This is a genomic window from Streptomyces sp. NPDC017448 (assembly GCF_044330565.1).
Lineage (GTDB): Bacteria > Actinomycetota > Actinomycetes > Streptomycetales > Streptomycetaceae > Streptomyces.
The window spans coordinates 82,188-100,501 of sequence record NZ_JBIRLM010000007.1 but is presented as its reverse complement, the minus strand read 5'-3'; the positions used below and the strand labels follow the sequence as shown (position 1 = coordinate 100,501).

At 73.2% G+C, this 18,314-nt stretch carries 19 protein-coding genes; 8 read left to right on the top strand and 11 right to left on the bottom strand.

Translation table 11 applies throughout. The features are described from left to right. Positions 1-229: 229 nt before the first annotated feature. Positions 230-961 carry a MerR family transcriptional regulator gene (locus tag ACH4K1_RS14270; RefSeq protein WP_398089411.1) on the bottom strand — a complete coding sequence of 244 codons (732 nt, stop codon included), beginning with the start codon at positions 959-961 and terminating at the stop codon, positions 230-232. Between the two features lie 238 nt (positions 962-1,199). Between ACH4K1_RS14270 and ACH4K1_RS14265 the strand changes: the two genes are divergently transcribed. From ACH4K1_RS14265 to ACH4K1_RS14230, 8 genes are all read left to right on the top strand, one after another. Continuing rightward, complete coding sequence (locus ACH4K1_RS14265; protein WP_398089712.1) at positions 1,200-2,147, top strand: hypothetical protein; 948 nt, start codon at positions 1,200-1,202, stop codon at positions 2,145-2,147. After that, the gene (locus ACH4K1_RS14260) at positions 2,144-2,581 is read left to right on the top strand and encodes an ABA4-like family protein (RefSeq protein WP_398089409.1); all 438 of its coding nucleotides are present in this window, start codon (positions 2,144-2,146) and stop codon (positions 2,579-2,581) included. The genes ACH4K1_RS14265 and ACH4K1_RS14260 overlap by 4 nt, the downstream gene beginning before the upstream one ends. Before the next feature lie 111 nt (positions 2,582-2,692). Beyond that, entirely contained in the window at positions 2,693-3,277 is a 585-nt protein-coding gene (locus ACH4K1_RS14255; protein WP_398089408.1) for a sigma-70 family RNA polymerase sigma factor, read from the top strand. Further along, the gene (locus ACH4K1_RS14250) at positions 3,274-4,026 is read left to right on the top strand and encodes an anti-sigma factor domain-containing protein (protein ID WP_398089406.1); all 753 of its coding nucleotides are present in this window, start codon (positions 3,274-3,276) and stop codon (positions 4,024-4,026) included. Before ACH4K1_RS14255 ends, ACH4K1_RS14250 begins: the two co-directional genes overlap by 4 nt. An 87-nt stretch (positions 4,027-4,113) precedes the next feature. Then, positions 4,114-5,481, top strand: coding sequence for a cryptochrome/photolyase family protein (locus tag ACH4K1_RS14245; RefSeq protein WP_398089404.1), 1,368 nt, complete (start codon positions 4,114-4,116; stop codon positions 5,479-5,481). A gap of 612 nt (positions 5,482-6,093) precedes the next feature. Continuing rightward, positions 6,094-6,741 carry a fasciclin domain-containing protein gene (locus tag ACH4K1_RS14240; protein WP_398089403.1) on the top strand — a complete coding sequence of 216 codons (648 nt, stop codon included), beginning with the start codon at positions 6,094-6,096 and terminating at the stop codon, positions 6,739-6,741. Between the two features lie 92 nt (positions 6,742-6,833). Then, positions 6,834-7,829 carry an ADP-ribosylglycohydrolase family protein gene (locus tag ACH4K1_RS14235; protein WP_398089401.1) on the top strand — a complete coding sequence of 332 codons (996 nt, stop codon included), beginning with the start codon at positions 6,834-6,836 and terminating at the stop codon, positions 7,827-7,829. A gap of 187 nt (positions 7,830-8,016) precedes the next feature. Next, the gene (locus tag ACH4K1_RS14230) at positions 8,017-8,454 is read left to right on the top strand and encodes an SPW repeat protein (RefSeq protein ID WP_398089399.1); all 438 of its coding nucleotides are present in this window, start codon (positions 8,017-8,019) and stop codon (positions 8,452-8,454) included. A 40-nt stretch (positions 8,455-8,494) separates the two neighbouring features. On the opposite strand, the gene ACH4K1_RS14225 is transcribed toward ACH4K1_RS14230, so the two are convergent. The 10 genes from ACH4K1_RS14225 to ACH4K1_RS14180 all read right to left on the bottom strand — a co-directional run bounded on the left by ACH4K1_RS14225 (position 8,495) and on the right by ACH4K1_RS14180 (position 18,048). Beyond that, the gene (locus ACH4K1_RS14225) at positions 8,495-11,350 is read right to left on the bottom strand and encodes a DEAD/DEAH box helicase (protein WP_398089398.1); all 2,856 of its coding nucleotides are present in this window, start codon (positions 11,348-11,350) and stop codon (positions 8,495-8,497) included. Between the two features lie 102 nt (positions 11,351-11,452). Then, entirely contained in the window at positions 11,453-12,346 is an 894-nt protein-coding gene (locus tag ACH4K1_RS14220) for a diacylglycerol kinase (protein WP_398089397.1), read from the bottom strand. Between the two features lie 18 nt (positions 12,347-12,364). Next, the gene (gene tatC / locus ACH4K1_RS14215; RefSeq protein ID WP_398089395.1) at positions 12,365-13,330 is read right to left on the bottom strand and encodes a twin-arginine translocase subunit TatC; all 966 of its coding nucleotides are present in this window, start codon (positions 13,328-13,330) and stop codon (positions 12,365-12,367) included. A 49-nt stretch (positions 13,331-13,379) separates the two neighbouring features. Beyond that, positions 13,380-13,676 carry a Sec-independent protein translocase subunit TatA gene (gene tatA, locus ACH4K1_RS14210; RefSeq protein WP_228991353.1) on the bottom strand — a complete coding sequence of 99 codons (297 nt, stop codon included), beginning with the start codon at positions 13,674-13,676 and terminating at the stop codon, positions 13,380-13,382. A 221-nt stretch (positions 13,677-13,897) separates the two neighbouring features. Further along, positions 13,898-14,095 (bottom strand): hypothetical protein, encoded by a 198-nt coding sequence (locus ACH4K1_RS14205; RefSeq protein ID WP_398089393.1) that lies wholly within the window; start codon positions 14,093-14,095, stop codon positions 13,898-13,900. Positions 14,096-14,151: 56 nt separating this feature from the next. Continuing rightward, on the bottom strand, positions 14,152-14,460 hold the full coding sequence (locus ACH4K1_RS14200; RefSeq protein ID WP_398089391.1) for a hypothetical protein: 309 nt from the start codon (positions 14,458-14,460) through the stop codon (positions 14,152-14,154). 23 nt (positions 14,461-14,483) lie between these two features. After that, positions 14,484-15,440: a helix-turn-helix transcriptional regulator gene (locus ACH4K1_RS14195; protein WP_398089389.1), complete on the bottom strand. Its 957-nt coding sequence runs from the start codon at positions 15,438-15,440 to the stop codon at positions 14,484-14,486. Between the two features lie 13 nt (positions 15,441-15,453). Beyond that, positions 15,454-16,407: a YafY family protein gene (locus ACH4K1_RS14190; RefSeq protein WP_228991357.1), complete on the bottom strand. Its 954-nt coding sequence runs from the start codon at positions 16,405-16,407 to the stop codon at positions 15,454-15,456. A gap of 207 nt (positions 16,408-16,614) precedes the next feature. Continuing rightward, a complete protein-coding gene (locus ACH4K1_RS14185) occupies positions 16,615-16,986 on the bottom strand; it encodes an FKBP-type peptidyl-prolyl cis-trans isomerase (RefSeq protein WP_073769758.1) in 372 nt (123 codons plus the stop codon). A gap of 84 nt (positions 16,987-17,070) precedes the next feature. After that, the gene (locus tag ACH4K1_RS14180; protein WP_398089388.1) at positions 17,071-18,048 is read right to left on the bottom strand and encodes an FKBP-type peptidyl-prolyl cis-trans isomerase; all 978 of its coding nucleotides are present in this window, start codon (positions 18,046-18,048) and stop codon (positions 17,071-17,073) included. Positions 18,049-18,314 lie beyond the last annotated feature (266 nt).

Sequence of the window (18,314 nt, the reverse complement as noted above, 5' to 3'; positions counted from 1 at the left end):
AGTGGGCGGGCGGGGGGGTGGGGGGGGGTGGGGGGGGGGGGGTGGCGGGGCCGCCCCCCCGCGCCCCCCCCCCCCCTCGCGCCGACCGCTGTCCGGACCCCGCCCGCCGGTCGGCGTTCGGCCGCTCCCCGACGCTCGCCCCCGGGCCCCGCGCCCCGCCCGTCGCGGCGGGCGGGGTTGCGCGCAGGGGCCTCTCCGGCGGGCCGGGCCCGGCGGCGGAATCCGCGCGTCAGGCGCCCGGAGCCCCCGCCCCGCCCTCCCCCGCAGCACCGTCGTCGGCCCCCGCCCCGCCCTCTCCCGCAGCATCGCCCCCGGGCTCCGCGGCCAACTGCTCCGAGGACTCGAAGCGGCGGAACGACGCGTCGATGTGCGCCAGCCTCCGCAGGGCGCCGAGCATCGCCTCGCCGAGGACCGTCCCCACGACGACGCTCTCGACCTGGTCCTCACGGGCCACCCGCCGCTGCACGTAGTCGAGGTCGGCGCGGGCGACCGGCTCGGCGGCGTCCGCGTAGACGTCCAGCAGGTCGACGTACCCCCCGTGCCCCGCCCTGTGCAGCGCGGACAGCACCTCCGCCAGCGACTCGGCGGCCTGGCTCCCCTCGTCCACCCGCCAGCCGCGCCGCCGCAGCAGTTCGGCCACCTCCTCGCGCGCGTCCTCCAGTTCGGGGCCCGCCTCCCGCTCCCCGGTCGGCGTGACGCCGTCTGCGGCGGCGCCGAGCACGTCGTGCAGCGATTGTTCGGGATCGTCCATGGCGTCCAGGACACCCCCGATGTCCGCGAGGGAGAGGCCGCCGACCTCCAGCAGCGCCCGGATCAGCCGCAGTCGGCGTTCGTGCCCGGGGCCGTAACGCGCCTGGTTCGGGCTGGTCAGCTCCCCTGCGGCCAGCAGCCCCTCCCGCAGGTAGTACTTGATCGTCGGCACCGGCACCCCGGTCCTGCGACTCAATTCACCGATGCGCACCGCGTGTTCGTCCTTTCACCCTTGCCAGAGACCGACCTCATCATAGATAGTCCCCCTATCGGTTAGTGGACAGTTCGACTATCCATAATGATCACCTCGCACCATCGCCACAGGGGGGTCTTCCATGCCGTCACGGCGTTCCCGGCACCGTCCGTCCCGTTCCCGGAACCGAAGGTCGAGCCCCTGGCTTCGCCCGCCGGTCTCCTGGCATCGTCCGTTGGTCGTCTTCTCCGCCTCGATGGCCCTCTTCGCCGTCGTCTGCGCCGTGGGCCTCGTGGTGGACGAGCGGGTGCTGGTGGGCGCGCCGATCTGGGCGAAGCCGTTCAAGTTCGCCGTGTCCTTCGTCGCGTACTGCCTGACGCTGGCCTGGATGCTGACGCTCCTCACGCGGGGGCGGGGGGCCGGGCGGTGGGCGGGGCACGTCGTCGTGGCGACCGGCCTGGCCGAGATGGTGATGATCGCCGTGCAGGTCGTCCGGGGCGAGCGCAGCCACTTCAACACCGCGACGCCGTTCGACGCGGCGCTGTGGAACGCGATGGGGATGACCGTCGCCACCCTCTGGGCGGCCACCCTGGTGATCGCCGCCCTGCTGCTGCGCGCCCGGGTCGCCGACCGGGCGACGGCCCTGGCCGTCCGGGGCGGGTCGCTGATCGCCCTGGCCGGCGCGGGCCTCGGCTTCCTGATGACACGGCCGAGCGAGGGCCAACGGGCGGCGGGGGGTCCCGACACCGCCGGCATCGTCGGGGCGCACTCCGTCGGCGTCCCGGACGGCGGACCGGCCATGCCGCTGACCGGCTGGTCGACGACCGGCGGCGATCTGCGGGTTCCGCACTTCGTGGGGATGCACGCGCTCCAGTTGCTGCCGCTCCTCCTGGTCGCGCTGGTGCTGCTCGCGCCCCGCTTCCCCCCGCTGCGCGAGCCCGGCGTGCGGCTGCGCCTGGTACGGGTCGCAGTCGGCGGTTACGCGGCGCTCGTCGCCCTCCTCACCTGGCAGGCGCTGCGGGAACAGCCGTTGATCCACCCGGACGGGATCACGTCGACCGCCGCCGGAGCGCTCCTCGCGGCGGTGGCGTACGGGACCTGGCGCGCCCTGCGCCGGACCGCCCCTGCCACCGCCCCGGCCGCGCCCGCTCCACCCACGTCCGCACCCACCCCCGCCCCCGAGGACAAGGAACCCGTCCCATGACCGGCGCACTCTTCGAGATCGCCTTCTACCTGGTCGCCCCGTTCTGGCTGCTGATGATCTTCGCCCCGGCCTGGTCCGGCACCGCCCGCCTCGCCGCCTCACCGCTGACCGTCCTGCCCGTGCTCACCGTCTACGTCGTCATGGGCGTCGCGGTCTTCCCGGAGCTGTGGACCGCCGTGAGCAGCCCGGACCTCGACGCCTTCCGTGAGCTGGCGGCGCTGGCGGACGGGGCGACGGCCCTGTGGGCGCAGGTCCTCGCCTGGGACCTCCTGGTGGGGCAGTGGATGTACCTGGAGAGCCGGAAGCTGGGCCTGTCCCCGCTGCTGACGGGCCCGCTGCTGGTGCTGACGATCCTCCTCTCGCCGTTCGGACTGCTGGTCTTCCTCGCCCTGCGCGCCGTCCGCAGGCGGCGGCGCGCAACGCCCGCCGGTTGAGGCGCGCCTCTTCCCCGGCCCGGTCTGGAAGGATCACGGGATCCGACCCATCCGTACGGCCGTCCGCTCCGAACCACTGCCGGAAGCCACGATCGTCCGGGAGGAACCCGCGTGAAGGAAGCCGTACACATCGGTGGGGCGCCCATGCCGGGGCCCGACCTCCAGGACCTCCTGGTACGGGTCGCCCGGGGCGACCAGGAGGCGTTCGCCGCGGTCTACGACGCGGTGAGCCGACCCGTGCTGGGCCTGGTGCGCAGGGTCCTCCGCGATCCGGCCCAGTCGGAGGAGGTGGCGCAGGAGGTGCTGGTGGAGGTGTGGCGTACCGCGCCCCGCTACCAGCCCTCCCGGGGCAGCGCGATGAACTGGGTGCTGACGCTGGCCCACCGCCGGGCCGTCGACCGCGTCCGCTCGGCCGAGGCCGCCGCCGCCCGGGACCACAAGGCGGCGCTGCTGGAGAGGACGCCCGCCTTCGACGAGGTGTCCGAACAGGTGGAGAGCCGACTGGAGAGGGAACAGGTACGGCGCTGTCTGCGCACCCTGTCCGAGCTGCAACGGGAATCGGTGACGCTCGCCTACTACCGGGGCCTGACCTACCGTGAGGTCTCCGAACTGCTCTCCGTGCCGCTGGGCACCGTCAAGACACGGCTCCGCGACGGGCTCATCCGGCTGCGGGACTGCCTGGGGGTGAACGCATGAGCACGGCCGAACTGCACACGCTGACCGGGGCCTACGCCCTGCACGCGCTGCCGGATTCCGAACGCCGGGCGTTCGAGCGCCATCTGGCGGACTGCGAGGCGTGCGCCCAGGAGGTACGGGAGCTGTCGGCCACCGCCGCCCGGCTCGGCCTCGCCGTCGCCGAGACCCCGCCGCGCGAGCTGCGCGAGAGGGTGTTGCGGGAGATCACGGCCGTACGCCAGGAGGCGCCGGCGCACGGCAGGCCGGGGCGGACCGGCGGGGGTGCGCGCAGCGGACGGTGGTACGCCTACGCGCTCGCCGCCTGTGTCGCGGCGGCGGCCGCGTTCGGCGGGGTCGCGGTCTGGCAGAGCCAGGTGGCTCAGAACGCCCGGCAGGAGGCGGACCGGGCGCAGTTGCGGACCGAGCAGCTGGCCCGGGTGCTCTCCGCCCCGGACGCGAGGACGTCGTCGGGCGAGCTGACCGGCGGTGCGCACGGCACGGTCGTGGTCTCGCAGAGCCTCGATCGGGCGGTCTTCCTGGCCTCGGGCATGGAACGGCCGCCGAGCGGCAAGGTCTACCAGCTCTGGTTCGACGACGCGGGCACGATGCGTTCGGCCGGCCTGATGGACCCGGGGGCCGGCGACGGCGCGGTCCTGCTGGACGGGCCGGTGGGCCGGGCGTCCGGGATGGGCATCACCGTCGAACCCGCCGGGGGCTCCGCCGGGCCGACCTCGGCCCCGGTGGCGCTGATGGACTTCCCGGCCGCCTGACCCCGGTCGTCCGGCCGGTCGTCCGACCGGCCGGCCCCCGATCGTTCGACCGCTCGACCCCGTACAACGCGAGGAAGCCGGTGTTCCATGAGTGTCGCGGTGGTGCTGTTCACCTCCGATCTGCGTCTGCACGACCACCCGGCGCTGTGTGCCGCCCTGCGGGACGCGGACGAGGTCGTCCCGTTGTTCGTCCGGGACGACGCCGTCCATCGCGCGGGGTTCGACGCGCCCAACCGGCTGGCGTTCCTCGCGGACTGCCTGGCGGACCTGGACGCCGGACTCCGGGAGCGGGGCGGCAGGCTGATCGTCCGCCGGGGCGAGGCGGCCCGTGAGGTGAGACGGGTGGTCGAGCGGACCGGGGCCGGGTCCGTGCACCTCGCCGCCGGGGTCAGCGGGTACGCGGCCGGACGCGAGGAACGCCTCCGGGAGGCCCTGGAGGGGACCGGCTGCGACCTGCGCGTCCATGACGCGGTGGTCACCGCGCTCCCGCCGGGCCGGGTGGTCCCGACGGGCGGCAAGGACCACTTCGCGGTGTTCACCCCCTACTTCCGCCGCTGGGAGGCGGAGGGGGTACGGGGCACCCTGGCCGCGCCCCGCGCGGTCCGGGTGCCCGGCGGCGTGTCCGGCGACGCGCTGCCGGACCGCGACGCGATCACGGGCCTCTCCCCCGGCCTGGCCCGGGGCGGCGAGGCAGCGGGCCGCACGCTGATGGCCTCCTGGCTGAAGGGGCCGGTGGCCGACTACGAGGACGGTCACGACGACCTGGCCGGTGACGCGACCTCCCGGCTCTCCCCCCACCTGCACTTCGGCACGGTCTCCGCCGCCGAACTGGCCGACCGCGCCCGGAGGGAGGGCGGACCCGGCGGCGAGGCGTTCGTCCGGCAACTGGCCTGGCGCGACTTCCACCACCAGGTCCTCGCGGCCCGCCCGGACGCCGCCTGGTCCGACTACCGGCCGCGCCACGACCGCTGGCGCCGCGACGAGGACGAGATCGACGCCTGGAAGTCCGGGCGGACGGGCTACCCGGTGGTGGACGCGGCGATGCGGCAGCTCGCGCACGAGGGCTGGATGCACAACCGGGCCCGGATGCTGGCCGCGAGCTTCCTCACCAAGACGCTGTACGTGGACTGGCGGGTGGGCGCCCGGCACTTCCTGGACCTGCTGGTCGACGGCGACCTGGCCAACAACCAGCTCAACTGGCAGTGGGTGGCGGGCACCGGCACGGACACCCGCCCCAACCGGGTGCTCAACCCGGTGAGCCAGGGCAAGCGCCTGGACCCCCGGGGCGACTACGTACGGCGGTGGGTGCCGGAGCTGGCGGGGCTGGAGGGGGCCGCGGTCCACGAGCCCTGGAAGCTGAAGGAGGGGGACCGGGCGGGCGTCGACTACCCGGACCCGCTGGTGGACCTGGCCGAGGCGCGGAGCCGCTTCGAGCACGCCCGCGGCCTGGGCTGACCGTACGCCGCCGTACGGGGCCCTTTCCGTCGTGCGCGGCGGTCGGTCCCGCCCCGGCTCCCCCACGGCCGTCCGCCGTCGTCCTGCCGGATCCCGGATCCCGGGTCCCGGATCCCGGATCCCTCCGGTCGCTCCCCCATGTGTCGGAGCGCCGTGGAGGCGCCCCGCCGGGGGTCGGCCGCGGCTGCCGCGCCGAAGGGCCGCCTCAGCACCGGCGTACCTCCGAACGGGTGAATGAGGGCACCCGACCAATCCGCCTGCCGTCCGGCCCCGAACCCCTTGCGTGAGAACAGACCGGAACGACGCGCGGACGAACGGCGCCCGCTTCTCCCCGCGGCCCCGCTCGGTAGGTGCCGGGCTCACCGCGACGGGCGGTCGGACCGCCGGTCGCGGGGGCGCCGTCGCGTCGCCCCGGTCCCGTGGTCCGTCTCCCGCGGCTGGGAGACGGGCCGCGGCCCACCTCACGCGTTGAGCGACGGGCGCCGAGCAGGCGGCACGCTCGACCGCACCCCCCCTCACCTCTCTGTCTCTTTGTCCCCATCACCCCCTCGCTCCCTTCAGACCCACCAGCCCCACCGGCCCCATCACCCCCCCCAACTCAGGAGAAACACCATGAACTCGCTCCTCTTCCGCCGCGCAGCTCTCGCCGTGTCCGCAGCCGCCGTGCTGCCGCTCGCCCTGACCGCCTGCTCGTCGGACGACTCCTCCAAGGACTCCGCCTCGGGCTCGACGCCCAGCGCGTCCGCGCCGGCCAGTACCCCGGCCGACGACCCGGCGCCCATGGACGAGCCGTTCGGCCCGGCCTGTTCGTCGGTGCCGAAGGAGGGCGCGGGCTCGTTCGACGGCATGGCACAGGACCCGGTCGCCACCGCCGCGTCGAACAACAAGGAGCTGTCGACGCTGGTGGCCGCCGTGAAGCAGGCCGGCCTGGTCGACACGCTCAACAACGCGCAGAACATCACCGTCTTCGCCCCGACCGACGACGCCTTCGCGAAGATCCCGAAGGCCGACCTGGACGCGCTGCTGGCGGACAAGGCCGAGCTCACCAAGGTGCTCACCTACCACGTGGTCGGTGAGAAGCTGACGCCCGGGCAGTTGGAGAAGGGCTCCTTCGCCACCCTGGAGAAGAGCACGCTGACGACGGCCGGTTCGGGCACGGAGTACACCGTGAACGACTCCTCGAAGGTCGTCTGCGGCAACGTCCCGACCGCCAACGCGACGGTGTACATCGTCGACACGGTCCTGATGCCCCCGAAGTAGTCCGTGGCGGGACCCCATCGGCGAGGGGCGGGACCGCGCACCCGGCGGCCCCGCCCCTCGTCGCGCACGACGACCGCCCTTAACCTGGGCGGATGACGCAGCGCGCATCCGCGGACCGTGGCGACCGCGGGGCCGGAGCCGTGGTGGGCTCCGCCGCCGGGGACGCGCTCGGCGCCCCGTTCGAGTTCGGCCCCGCCGGAGTGTTCACGGCCCGCTTCCCGGACGGCGTCGGGACGTTGTGCGGGGGCGGCGGCTGGGATCCCGGCGAGGCGACGGACGACACGCAGATGGCCGTGCTGGTCGCGGAGTCGCTGCTGGAGCGCGACGGCCTGGACCTGCCGGACCTGTTCGACCGGTTCCGGCGGTGGGCGGCGGGCGACCCCAAGGACATCGGGCTGCAGACCGAGGACGTGCTGACCGGCGGTGCGCCCTGGGACCTGGCCGCGGCCCTGCACTTCCAGGTCAACGGGCGGGCGGCGGGCAACGGTTCGCTGATGCGGGCCTCGACGTCGGCGGTGTACTTCGCACGCGCCGGGCGTACGCGGACGATGGAGGCGGTCCGCCGGATCGCGGCCCTGACCCACGGCGACCGGGCGGCCTGGGAGGGCACCGCGGTGCTCCACGAACTCATCCGGGTCGCGCTGGCGGGCGGCGACCCGCTCGCCGCCGTGCCGGAAACGCTGGCCGAGGTGCACGCCGCCCACCGGGACCGCTGGGCCGCGGTGCTGGCCCCCGGCTGGCACCCGGGCCTGGCGACCGAGTTCAACGGTGCGGTGTGGCCCTGCCTGGGGACGGCCCTGTGGGCGCTGCGCACGACGGACTGCTTCGAGCGGGCGCTGGCGGCCGCCGTCGACGTGGGCGGCGACACCGACACGGTGGCGGCCGTGACGGGCGGCCTGGCGGGAGCGGTGTACGGGATCGCGGAGGTACCGGCCCGGTGGACCGAGCCCCTGCACGTACCGCTCCCCGGTTACACGGACCGCTGCCTGGACGCGGCGGACCTTCTCGCCCTGGCGGCACGCCTGGACGCCGAGGGCCCCGGACCGCATGAGGGCCCCGGACCGAACGAGGGCTCGCGTACCGCATGAGGGCTCGCGGACCGCACGAGGACTCGCGGACCGCATGAGGGCTCCGGCCGATCCCGCGGAGAGCCCCCGAAGAACCATGCCCGAAATATTCACATAAGCGCCGGATAAGCGCACTATGGAGTAAGGGTGCCCGTCGCCACCGATCCCACGTCGGCGGGGCCCGCGGAAGCGAAGGAGACGAGACCTCATGAGCAACGTCTCACACGCGAGGGGTGATCTGTCGGGCCACCCCGACGCCTCCGAGATGCGTGCGCGCTACGACCGTGTGATGGGCGGCCGTGATGTGGCGCTGGTGGACGCGCCGGTGTTCCTGGTCGGCCTCTACTGCGCCGTTTCCCCGTGGGTGCTCCACTTCACGGCGAGCCAGCCGGCTCTGGTCACGCACAACCTGGTGATGGGCCTCGCCATCGCGGTACTGGCGCTCGGCTTCACCGTGATGCCGGAGCGCATGTACGGCCTGAGCTGGGCGATGTGCGCGATGGGTGCGTGGATCATCGTGTCGACCTGGGTGGTGGGCAGCAGCCCGGACGCCGGGGTCGTCATCAACAACATCGTCGTCGGCGGACTGACGGTACTGCTGGGCATGGTCTGCGCGGGAGCGGCGGCCAAGACCCGCAGGACATAGCCGCCCCCTGCCGGGAACGGCCCGCTCCCCCGCCGCCCGCTCACCCCACCGAGCTGTACGCCACAACCCCCCGCAGCACCGCGTCCACCGCCTTGCGCGCGTTCTTCGCCACGCCGGAGGCCGCGGTGCCGCTCGCGTCGGCCCCCGTCTCCCGCGGCGCCGCGGCGGCCACCTGGCCCAGCACGTCGATCACCTGCTTGCACCACCGCACGAAGTCCCCCGCCGGCATCTCCGCCTCGCGCAGCACCTCGTCCAGGGTCCGGCCGGAGGCCCACATGTAGACCGCCCAGGCGAAACCGAGATCGGGCTCGCGCTGACCGACCCCCTCCGCCTGGTGGATCTTGAAGTCCTCCTCCAGGGCGTCCAGTCGCCCCCAGATCCGCACCATCTCGCCCAGCGCGGCCTTGGCGGGCCCTGAGGGCACCTTGGGCGCCACCGCGTCGTCGGCCTGCCGCGCCTCGTACACCAGCGCCGAGACGCACGCGGCGAGTTCGGCGGGGTTGAGCCCCTCCCACACGCCCTCCCGCAGGCACTCGCTGGCGAGCAGGTCCAGCTCGCCGTAGAGCCGGGCCAGCCGCCGCCCGTCCGGGGTGACCTCGTCGCCCCGGAGGTAGTCCATCTCCGTGAGGAGCGCGACGATCCGGTCGAAGGTCCGGGCGATCGTGTTCGTCCGCCCCTCGATCCGCTTCTCCAACTGCCGGGTGTCCCGCTGCAGCCGGTGGTAGCGCTCGGCCCACCGCGCGTGGTCCTCCCGCTCGTCGCACCCGTGGCACGGGTGCGCGCGCAGTTCGGTCCGCAGCCGGGCGATCTCGCGGTCGTCGGCGGCCGGGGCCCTCCCCTTGCGGTGCCGGTCGGGCACGATGTGTCCGGCCTTGGTCCGCAACGCGGAGGCGAGGTCGCGCCGGGACTGCGGCGAGCGCGGGTTGAACGACTTCGGGACGCGCATCCGGTCCAGCGCCTCCACCGGCACCGGGAAGTCCATCGAGGCCAGCCGCTTGACCTGCCGCTCGGCGGTCAGCACCAGCGGACGCGGCCCGTCGTGGTGGTCGAACCCGCGGTGCCCGTTGGCCCGTCCGGCGGGCAGCCCCGGGTCCAGCACCAGGGCCAGCCCCGCGAACTTCCCCGTCGGCACATGGATGATGTCCCCGGGCTTGAGCTTCTCCAGTGAGGAGGCGGCCGCCGCCCGTCGCTGCGCCGCACCCTGCTTGGCCAGCTCCGTCTCGCGGTCCTTGAGGTCGCGCCGCAGGCGCGCGTACTCCTCGAAGTCCCCGAGGTGGCAGGTCATGCCCTCCTTGTAGCCCTCCAGCCCCTCCTCGTTGCGCTGCACCTGCCGGGAGATCCCCACGACGGACTTGTCGGCCTGGAACTGGGCGAAGGAGGTCTCCAGCAGCTCGCGCGAACGGTGCCGCCCGAACTGCTGCACCAGGTTGACCGCCATGTTGTACGAGGGGCGGAAGCTGGAGCGCAGCGGATACGTACGCGTGCCCGCGAGGCCGGCCAGCGCGGTCGGGTCCATGCCCCGCTGCCACAGGACCACCGCATGGCCCTCGACGTCGATGCCGCGGCGGCCGGCCCGCCCGGTGAGCTGGGTGTACTCGCCGGGAGTGATGTCGGCGTGCTGCTCGCCGTTCCATTTGACGAGCTTCTCCAGCACCACGGAGCGCGCGGGCATGTTGATGCCGAGCGCCAGCGTCTCGGTGGCGAAGACGGCCTTGACCAGGCCGCGTACGAACAACTCCTCGACGACCTCCTTGAAGGTCGGCAGCATGCCCGCGTGGTGGGCGGCGATGCCCCGCTCCAGCCCTTCGAGCCACTCGTAGTAGCCCAGGACGTGCAGATCCTCGCCGGGGATGGAGGCGGTCCGCTCCTCGACGATCTCTCGGACCAGCCGCCGGTTGTCCTCGTCGTTGAGCCGCAGGCCGGCGTACAGGCACTGCTGGACGGCGGCCTCGCACCCCGCCCGGCTGAAGATGAACGTGATCGCGGGCAGCAGCCCCTCGTTGTCCAGCCGCTCGATGACCTCGGGCCTGCCGGGCGTCCAGATCCGGCCCCGCTGGCGCCGCTCGCGCTCGCGGTCGGCCTCGCGCACCATCTTGCCCCGGCGGCGGTCGCGCGGGTTGTAGACGTTCTGGCTCTCCTGGCGGGCGAGCCGGACCAGGTCCGGGTTGACCTCGCGGCGTCCGGCGCCCCGGCCCCCGTGGTCGGTCGTCTCCTCGAAGAGGTCGTACATCCTGCGTCCGGCCATCACGTGCTGCCAGAGCGGCACCGGCCGGTGCTCGGAGACGATCACCTCGGTGTCACCGCGCACGGTGTCCAGCCAGTCGCCGAACTCCTCCGCGTTGGAGACGGTGGCCGACAGGGAGACCAGCGTCACCGACTCCGGGAGGTGGATGATCACCTCCTCCCACACCGCGCCCCGGAACCGGTCGGAGAGGTAGTGCACCTCGTCCATGACCACGTAGCCGAGGCCGGACAGCGCCGGGGAGCCCGCGTACAGCATGTTCCGCAGGACCTCGGTGGTCATCACCACCACCGGCGCCTCGGAGTTGACGCTGTTGTCGCCGGTCAGCAGACCGACCTTGTCCGCACCGTAGCGCTTGACCAGGTCGGCGAACTTCTGGTTGGAGAGCGCCTTGATCGGCGTGGTGTAGAAGCATTTGCGGCCCTGCTCCAGGGCGAGGTGCACGGCGAACTCGCCGACGATCGTCTTGCCCGACCCGGTGGGGGCCGCGACCAGCACCCCCTTGCCCGCCTCCAGGGCCTGGCATGCCTCGATCTGGAACGGGTCCAGACCGAACTCGTACATCTCGCGGAACGGCCCGAGGGCCGTCGCCATCTCGGCCGCACGCTCGCGAGAAGCCTGGTATCGCTCAGCTGGTGAGAGGTCCTCTGTCATCTTGATGACGAGCCTACCCGCCACCTCGGACACTCAGCCCGATCTTTGAAAGCGCCGGGCCCCGGGCTCCGCGCTCCCGGCCCCCACCCGGGCGGCGCCCCCTCAGCCGCCGGTCAGCACCCGCACCGCGCCCGGCACGCAGGTGGCGGTGAGCGGAAGCGGACCCATCGGTTCACCGTCCGCGTACGCCGTGATCCCGGCCGCCGCCAGCTCGATCGAGGAGACCCGGTGGACGGTCACGGCGGGGTGGTCCAGATGTGTGCCCCGGTAGACCCTCGGGAAGACCTTGAGCAGCGTGGTGCGGGTGCACGCGCCGACCACGGTCACGTCGAGGAGCCCGTCGTCCATCTCCGCGCCGGCGCAGATCCGCATGCCGCCGCCGTACGTGGTCCCGTTGCCCACCGCGATGAGGGTGGCCTCGGTCTCGACGGTCTCTCCGCCGTCCAGCCGGAGCCGGTACGGGATCGGCAGGAAGGCGGCCAGCTCGGCGAGGATCGCGAGGTCGTACCTGAACCGGCCTCCGATGAAGCGCATCCGGTTGCCGCGGTCGTTGACGCGTGAGTCGAAACCGGAGGCGAGGACGGTGCCGAACCAGCGCTCCCCGACCCGTCCGAGGTCGATGGCGCGGAGGCCCTCCTCCTTGAGCGCCCGCGCGGCCAGCCGTCCGGCGGCCGCCGGGTCGCGGACGGGCAGGCCCAGCGCGCGGGCGAAGTCGTTGCCGGTGCCGACGGCGACGACGCCCAGCGGGGTGCCGGTCCCGGCGACGGCCTGGAGGGCGAGGGAGACCAGCCCGTCCCCGCCCACGGCTATCAGCGCTCCGGTCCCCGCCGCGACGGCCTCGCGCGCCCGGCGCAGGGCGTCGTCGGCGTCCTCGCCCAGCACCGTACGGACGGAGAATCCGGCGCCCCGCAACGCGGAAGCGGCCGGCTGCGCGGCGTGCGCGCCCCGGCCGCGCCCCGCGGTGGGATTGACGAAGAGGGTGATCTCGCTGGTCACCCGCCGGACCCTACAAGGTCAGGTGATGTCGTCGTAACCGTTCAGCCGGTGCGAGCCGGAGCCGTCCGCCTCACCGGACGCCTGCCCGGGGAGCGCGGGGCGGGAGAGGGAGACGTTCTCCACGCGGCCCACGGGCTCGGGCGTCAGATCGAGCGGCGACGCCTCGTCGTCGCCGAGCTGGGCGTCGGGGTTGTTGCGGTTGCGCCGCTTGTCGTTCAGGAGCGAGAAGGCGACGGCGACGAAGTAGAGCACCGCGAGGGGGCCGGCGAGGAGCAGCATGGAGATGGGCTCTCCGCCGGGGGTCGCGAGGGCCGCGAAGCCGGTGAGGCCGACGATCATTCCGCGCCACCAGCGCAACATGCGGGCGCCGGTGAGGACGCCGGTCATGTTGAGGGCGATGAGCAGCAACGGCAGTTCGAAGGCGAGACCGAAGACGATCACCATGCGGGTGATCAGGTCGAGGAAATCGTCGAGCGGCAGGAGGTTGGTGACGTTGTCCGGCGTGAAGCCGAGCATGATCTCGGCCGTCTGCGGCAGGATCGTGTACGCGAGGTAGGCGCCCGCGGTGAAGAGCGGAACCCCCGCGGCCACGAACCCCAGGGAGTACCGCTTCTCCTTCTGGTGGAGGCCGGGAGCGACGAAAGCCCAGAGCTGGTACAGCCAGACGGGCGTGGCGAGGAGAACGCCCGCCATGAGGGAGACCTTCAGCGCGATGGTGAAGGGGGACAGCAGGCCGTTGGTGGTCATCTCCGCGCACGGGCGGCCGTTGACCATCGTTTCCACGCCGTTCTTGCAGCCGACCGAATCGAGGATCGGCTTCATCAAGAACTCGAAGATCTCCTTGTGGAAGAAGGCGGCCCCGACGACGGCGATCAAGATCGCCAGCACGGCCTTCAGCAGCCGGTTACGCAGCTCACGCAGGTGATCGAGGAGAGGCATCCGCCCCTCGTCGTCCTTCTCCTGCTTGCGGGCAGACTTGAGCAACCCACTTCCCTCGTCTCGTGCGGCGGCTGTCGGCGCGGTGCGTCAGCGGTCAGCTCTGGGTGGTGGGCTTGGCCTCGTTGACCGGACGGGAGCTGGTGACGTCTCCCGGGGCGGCCTGGATGGTGCGCGCGGTGGTGGCCTGCGGCGGGACCGTGTCGTCGACGGTCTCCGTGGTGGGCGCCGCGGGGGCCGCGTCGTCCTTCTTCATGGCCTTGGCCTCGCTCTTGAGGATGCGGGCCGACTTGCCGAGCGAACGCGCCATGTCGGGGAGCTTCTTGGCACCGAAGAGCAGCAGGATGACAGCGATGATCAGAACGATCTCGAGGGGCTTCAGATTGCCGATCATGTGCGACTTCCTTCTCACTGAGGCGGCTGGGCTGGGGGTGGGCTCGCTACCCGTTCGACCGGGCATACGTCCGATCGTTGCGCTTGCCAGCGATCGTAACCCGCAGGGGTAAACGCGAGGCAATGCCCGTGCGTACTCCGGCTTTCGGCCCGCGCCTCCCTGCCTGGGCCGACCCCTGCAGAGTACCCTCCTCGCCCGGCGGGCCACCGGGCCCCGGCCCGTCAGCGCAGACTGTCGCCGGTGGCCGCGAGCCGGGTGGCCGCCTGTTCGAGCTCCTCCGAGGCCCGGTTGATCCGCTCGGTGGTGGCCGTGACCTGCCGCCCGAGGCGCCGGGCCTCCACGAAGACCTTGACGCCGAGCACCCCGAGAACGGCGATGCCCAGGAATCCGAGGGCGATGGCGAGCATGGGCCAGAACATTCGGCGTGCCTCTTCCTACGGGCTTGCGGGCGGCGGGCGGGCGCCGCGTCGGGGCGCTACGGCGCGGTGTGCAGACGCAGGGTCCGTACGCCCCCGCCGGTGAGCAGTTCGATGATGCGCTCCCCGGCGGGTTTGCGGACCCCGGCCCCGCAGTCGGGGCAGGTGAAGGTGTAGAAGGTGGTGCGGCGGGTGGCGCCGATCGCCAGGCGCAGCGCCCCGGCGGCCAGTTCGAAGCGCCCGCGGCAGACGGGGCAGGCGGCCCGGAAGCGTGCGGCGGTCACCGGCACGGGGACGGGCCCGGCGCCGGACGGGGGCGCCGGGCGGATTCCGGTGGCCGCGGAGCGGAACGGGGGCGTCCGGTTCATGGTCGTCTCGCCTCCTCGGCCCCTCAGAGGGCGTCCTCGTAGGCGGCGAGCGCCTGTCGGGCGGCGTCGCGGGCGCTGGCGGCGAGCTCCGGCGGGGTGACGATGCGGCCGTCGCCGCCGAGGCGCAGGGCGAGCCGGCGCAGCGAGGCCGGGTCCGGAGTGCGCAGGATGATCCGCAGGCCGCCGTCGGGGAGCTCCTCGGCGGAGTCGTGCGGGTAGTACTCGGCCACCCAGCGGCCGCCGGGGCCGACCTCGATCACGACCTCCGGGTCCTCGGCGGCGGGCTGGACCAGTCCGGCGGACAGGTCGCGCAGCTCCAGCTCGGGCGGCGCGGCGGGGGCGTCGAGGAGGCGGATCTCGGCGACCCGGTCCAGTCGGAAGGTCCGGCGGGCCTCGGAGAGCCGGCACCAGCCCTCCATGTAGGTGTGGCCCACGGCGAAGAGCCGGATCGGGTCGACCTCGCGCTCGGTCAGCTCGTCGCGGGCGGGCGAGTAGTAGCGCAGCCAGAGCCGGCGGCGCTCGGAGATGGCGCGGTCGACGTCGGCGAAGACGCCGCCCTCCGCCTCGAAGGTCACCGAGAGCCGGGAGCTGGCGGCCCCGGACTCGCCGGCGGCCGTCTCCAGTTTGGCGGTGGCGCGGACGAGGGCGTCCCGGTCGCTCTCGCGCAGGCCGGGCAGGGTGGCGACGGCGCGGGCGGCGACGAGCAGCGCGGTGGCCTCGTCGGCGGCGAGCCGGAGCGGTTCGGCGACGTCGTCCGGGTTGTGCCACCAGATCCGGTCGCCGTCGGTGTCGATGTCGAGGAGGTCGCCGCCGCGGAAGCTGGTGCCGCACATGGGCAGCACGTCGAGGTCCGAGATCAGCTCGTCCTCGGTGATCCCGAAGGCCCGCGCCACGTCCTGGACGTGGGCGCCGGGGCGTTCGCGCAGATACGTCACCAGGGACAGCATCCGGCGGGTCTGGTCGATCGCGTTCGTGGCCATCTTTTCCGCTCCCCTAGTCCTTGGCCACGGCGCGGAGCCGGTCCACCACATCGGCCCGCAGATCGGCGGGTTCCTCCACGACGACGTCCGGCCCGAACTCGACGAGCCAGGCGTCGAGGCCGTGCCCGTACGGGATCTCCAGCTCGTCCCACCCGTCGCCGCGTTCCCGTACCGCTGTCGCGCGCGACCGCAGGGGATAGCCGGCCCCGGCGCGGAGCCTGATCCGGGCGGTACGGGTGGCGACCTCGCCGGCCCAGCTCTCCACGGTCTCGCGGACGGTGACCACGTCGGGCACCTCGGCGGTGAACGCCCCGGCGCGGGAGCGGACCTTGCCGGTGATGCGGGAGAGCCGGAAGACGCGTTCGGCGCCGCGCTCGCGGTCCCAGCCCGCGAGGTACCAGTGGCCCCGCCAGCATTCGAGGGTCCAGGGTTCGACGTGGCGCTGCTCGGCGCGGGCGGAGTTGGCCTTGCGGTAGTCGAAGGTGACGGGCCGGCGGTCGCGGCAGGCCAGCATGAGGGGTTCGAAGGCGGCCTCGTGGACGGGGATGCGGGGTTCGAGGGCGCTGTGGACCTCGTAGGCGTCCTCGGACTCGGGCATGCCGGCGGCACGCAGCTTCTGCAGGGCCCCGCTGGCGGCCCCGGCGAGGCGGGCCTGCTGCCAGACCTTGGCGGCGAGGCCGAGGGCGGCGGCCTCCTCGGCGTCCAGGGTGATGGGGGGCAGCCGGTTGCTGTCGCGGCGGGCCAGGTAGCCGATGTCGCCGTCGAGGTTCTCGACGGTCTCGATGACGAGGCCCAGCTCCCGCAGATCGTCCTTGTCCCGCTCGAACATCCGGTTGAAGGAGTCGTCGGAGCCCGCTTCGAGGTACGCCTCGATGGAGCCGCGGAGTTCGCGCTTGCTGAGCGGGCGCCGGGTTCCCAGCAGGCACAGCGCGAGGTTCATCAACCGCTCGGCCTTGGCAATCGCCATCGGCGCCCTTTCTCTGGTGCTCTACGACGGTCGACCGTACCGCCCCGGGGTGTGCGGACCAAAGCCGGGCTTCCGGCCGCCCCTCGGCGAAGGGCCGCCGCGGACGGCGCGGAGCTCCTCGCCGGAGGGCGCCGGGGACCCCCGCCGCGGAGCGCGGAGGGCCCCCGCCGGACGGCGGGGGCCCTCATGTCGCACACGCGGAGCCGATCAGACCGCGACGAGGTCGCAGACGAAGATCAGCGTCTCGCCGGGGGCGATCTTGCCGCCGGCGCCGCGGTCGCCGTAGGCGAGGTGGGCGGGGATGGTCAGCTGGCGGCGGCCGCCGACCTTCATGCCCTGGACGCCCTGGTCCCAGCCGGCGATGACCTGACCGGCGCCGAGCTGGAACTGCAGCGGGGTGCCGCGGTTCCAGGAGGCGTCGAACTCCTCGCCGGTGGAGAAGGAGACACCCACGTAGTGGACGGAGACGGTCTGGCCCGCCTGGGCCACCGGGCCGTCGCCCTCCCAGATGTCCTTGATCTCCAGGTCGGCCGGCGGCTCGCCGCCCGGGAAGTCGACCTCGGGCTTCTCGATGCTCACTGAACTGCTCCTAAAAAATCTTGGGGGCCACAAGTTTCGCACGGGTCGCCCCGTCGCTCGGACCGTACGGGGCCGTGCCGCCGGTCAGACGGTGCCGAGGATGTCGACGACGAAGACCAGGTTGTTCTTGGCCAGCTGGTTCGACGGGTCGGCGCCGTACGCCTGGTTCGGCGGGATGGTCAGCAGGACGCGGTCGCCGACGTGCTTGCCGACCAGACCCTTGTCCCAGCCCTGGATGACGCCGCCGACACCGATCGGGAAGGCGCTCGCGCCGCCGTGGTCCCAGGAGGAGTCGAACTTCTCGCCGTCCTCCCACTTCACCCCGGTGTACTGGACGACCAGGCCCTCGCCGGCCTTGACCTCGGCTCCGTCGCCCTTGATCAGCACCTGCTCCTTGAGGTCCTTGGGAGCCTTCTCGCCCTTGGGGATGGTGATCGTCGCGGCCTTCTGCGACGCCGCCTCGACCTTGGGCATCCCGGCCTCGCTGGCGGCCTGCTCGCCCTTCGCCTCGCCCTTCTTGTCGACCTTCTTGGCGTTGACGATGTCGACGACCCAGACCAGCGGGTCGGAGGGCTTGATCCCGGACTGCGGGTTCAGCTGCTCACCGACGATCGCCTCGGCCGTGCCCTCGACCTGGACCCGGCTGCCGACCTTGTGACCGGCCAGCGCGTCGGCGACCTTGGTCGGCAGCATCTGGCCCTGCTGGCCGATCTCCTGGACGACCTGGGCGCGCGGGCCCTTCGTCGGGGCGTTCTGCCGCTGGGCCCAGGTGGAGCCGAGCGCCTCCAGGTTGCCGGCGAAGTCCAGGCGGACGATGTCGCCCTTCTTCACCTCGGCGCCGTCACCGGTGGACACGTCCTCCACCACGATCTCCTCGGCGGCCTTGGCGCCCTTGGGCACCTCGATCTCGGGCTCGGCGCCGAACTTTCCGGACACCTTCCCGACGGGCCCCGACTTCGGCGCGTCGTCGTCCTTGGAGTCGGACCCGCAGGCGGCGGTGAACAGGAGGGCGGGCACGACCAGTGCGGCGGCGGCGTACCGGGCAGTCTTCGTGGGGTTCATCAGTCCAACTCGCGAGTAGGGGGCTCCGGGCAAGTCCCGCCACTGTACGACCTCACCCCAGGGGCACCACGAGTCCCGACACGGCTCCGCCCCCGGGCGGCTAGCATGGCCGGTTCGCCCCGAGCCGTCGCCTCGCTCGCGTAGGACGGAAAGAGCTCCGGCGGCCGTCATCCGCGTACGGCGGAGGCGGACCCGGCCGGCACGCGACGCGGCCCCGGTCCGTGCTCCCGCACGGGCCGGGGCCGCGTCCTGTCCGGCGTCCGCCG

Excerpts from the sequence above, each read along its gene's own strand:
- ACH4K1_RS14190 (WP_228991357.1), bottom strand. The coding sequence starts at position 16,407 with ATGGCGATTGCCAAGGCCGAGCGGTTGATGAACCTCGCGCTGTGCCTG.
- ACH4K1_RS14180 (WP_398089388.1), bottom strand. The coding sequence starts at position 18,048 with ATGAACCCCACGAAGACTGCCCGGTACGCCGCCGCCGCACTGGTCGTG.
- ACH4K1_RS14200 (WP_398089391.1), bottom strand. The coding sequence starts at position 14,460 with ATGAACCGGACGCCCCCGTTCCGCTCCGCGGCCACCGGAATCCGCCCG.
- ACH4K1_RS14260 (WP_398089409.1), top strand. The coding sequence starts at position 2,144 with ATGACCGGCGCACTCTTCGAGATCGCCTTCTACCTGGTCGCCCCGTTC.
- ACH4K1_RS14240 (WP_398089403.1), top strand. The coding sequence starts at position 6,094 with ATGAACTCGCTCCTCTTCCGCCGCGCAGCTCTCGCCGTGTCCGCAGCC.
- ACH4K1_RS14265 (WP_398089712.1), top strand. The coding sequence starts at position 1,200 with ATGGCCCTCTTCGCCGTCGTCTGCGCCGTGGGCCTCGTGGTGGACGAG.
- ACH4K1_RS14245 (WP_398089404.1), top strand. The coding sequence starts at position 4,114 with ATGAGTGTCGCGGTGGTGCTGTTCACCTCCGATCTGCGTCTGCACGAC.
- ACH4K1_RS14225 (WP_398089398.1), bottom strand. The coding sequence starts at position 11,350 with ATGACAGAGGACCTCTCACCAGCTGAGCGATACCAGGCTTCTCGCGAG.
- tatA (WP_228991353.1), bottom strand. The coding sequence starts at position 13,676 with ATGATCGGCAATCTGAAGCCCCTCGAGATCGTTCTGATCATCGCTGTC.
- ACH4K1_RS14230 (WP_398089399.1), top strand. The coding sequence starts at position 8,017 with ATGAGCAACGTCTCACACGCGAGGGGTGATCTGTCGGGCCACCCCGAC.
- ACH4K1_RS14235 (WP_398089401.1), top strand. The coding sequence starts at position 6,834 with ATGACGCAGCGCGCATCCGCGGACCGTGGCGACCGCGGGGCCGGAGCC.
- ACH4K1_RS14195 (WP_398089389.1), bottom strand. The coding sequence starts at position 15,440 with ATGGCCACGAACGCGATCGACCAGACCCGCCGGATGCTGTCCCTGGTG.
- ACH4K1_RS14250 (WP_398089406.1), top strand. The coding sequence starts at position 3,274 with ATGAGCACGGCCGAACTGCACACGCTGACCGGGGCCTACGCCCTGCAC.
- ACH4K1_RS14205 (WP_398089393.1), bottom strand. The coding sequence starts at position 14,095 with ATGTTCTGGCCCATGCTCGCCATCGCCCTCGGATTCCTGGGCATCGCC.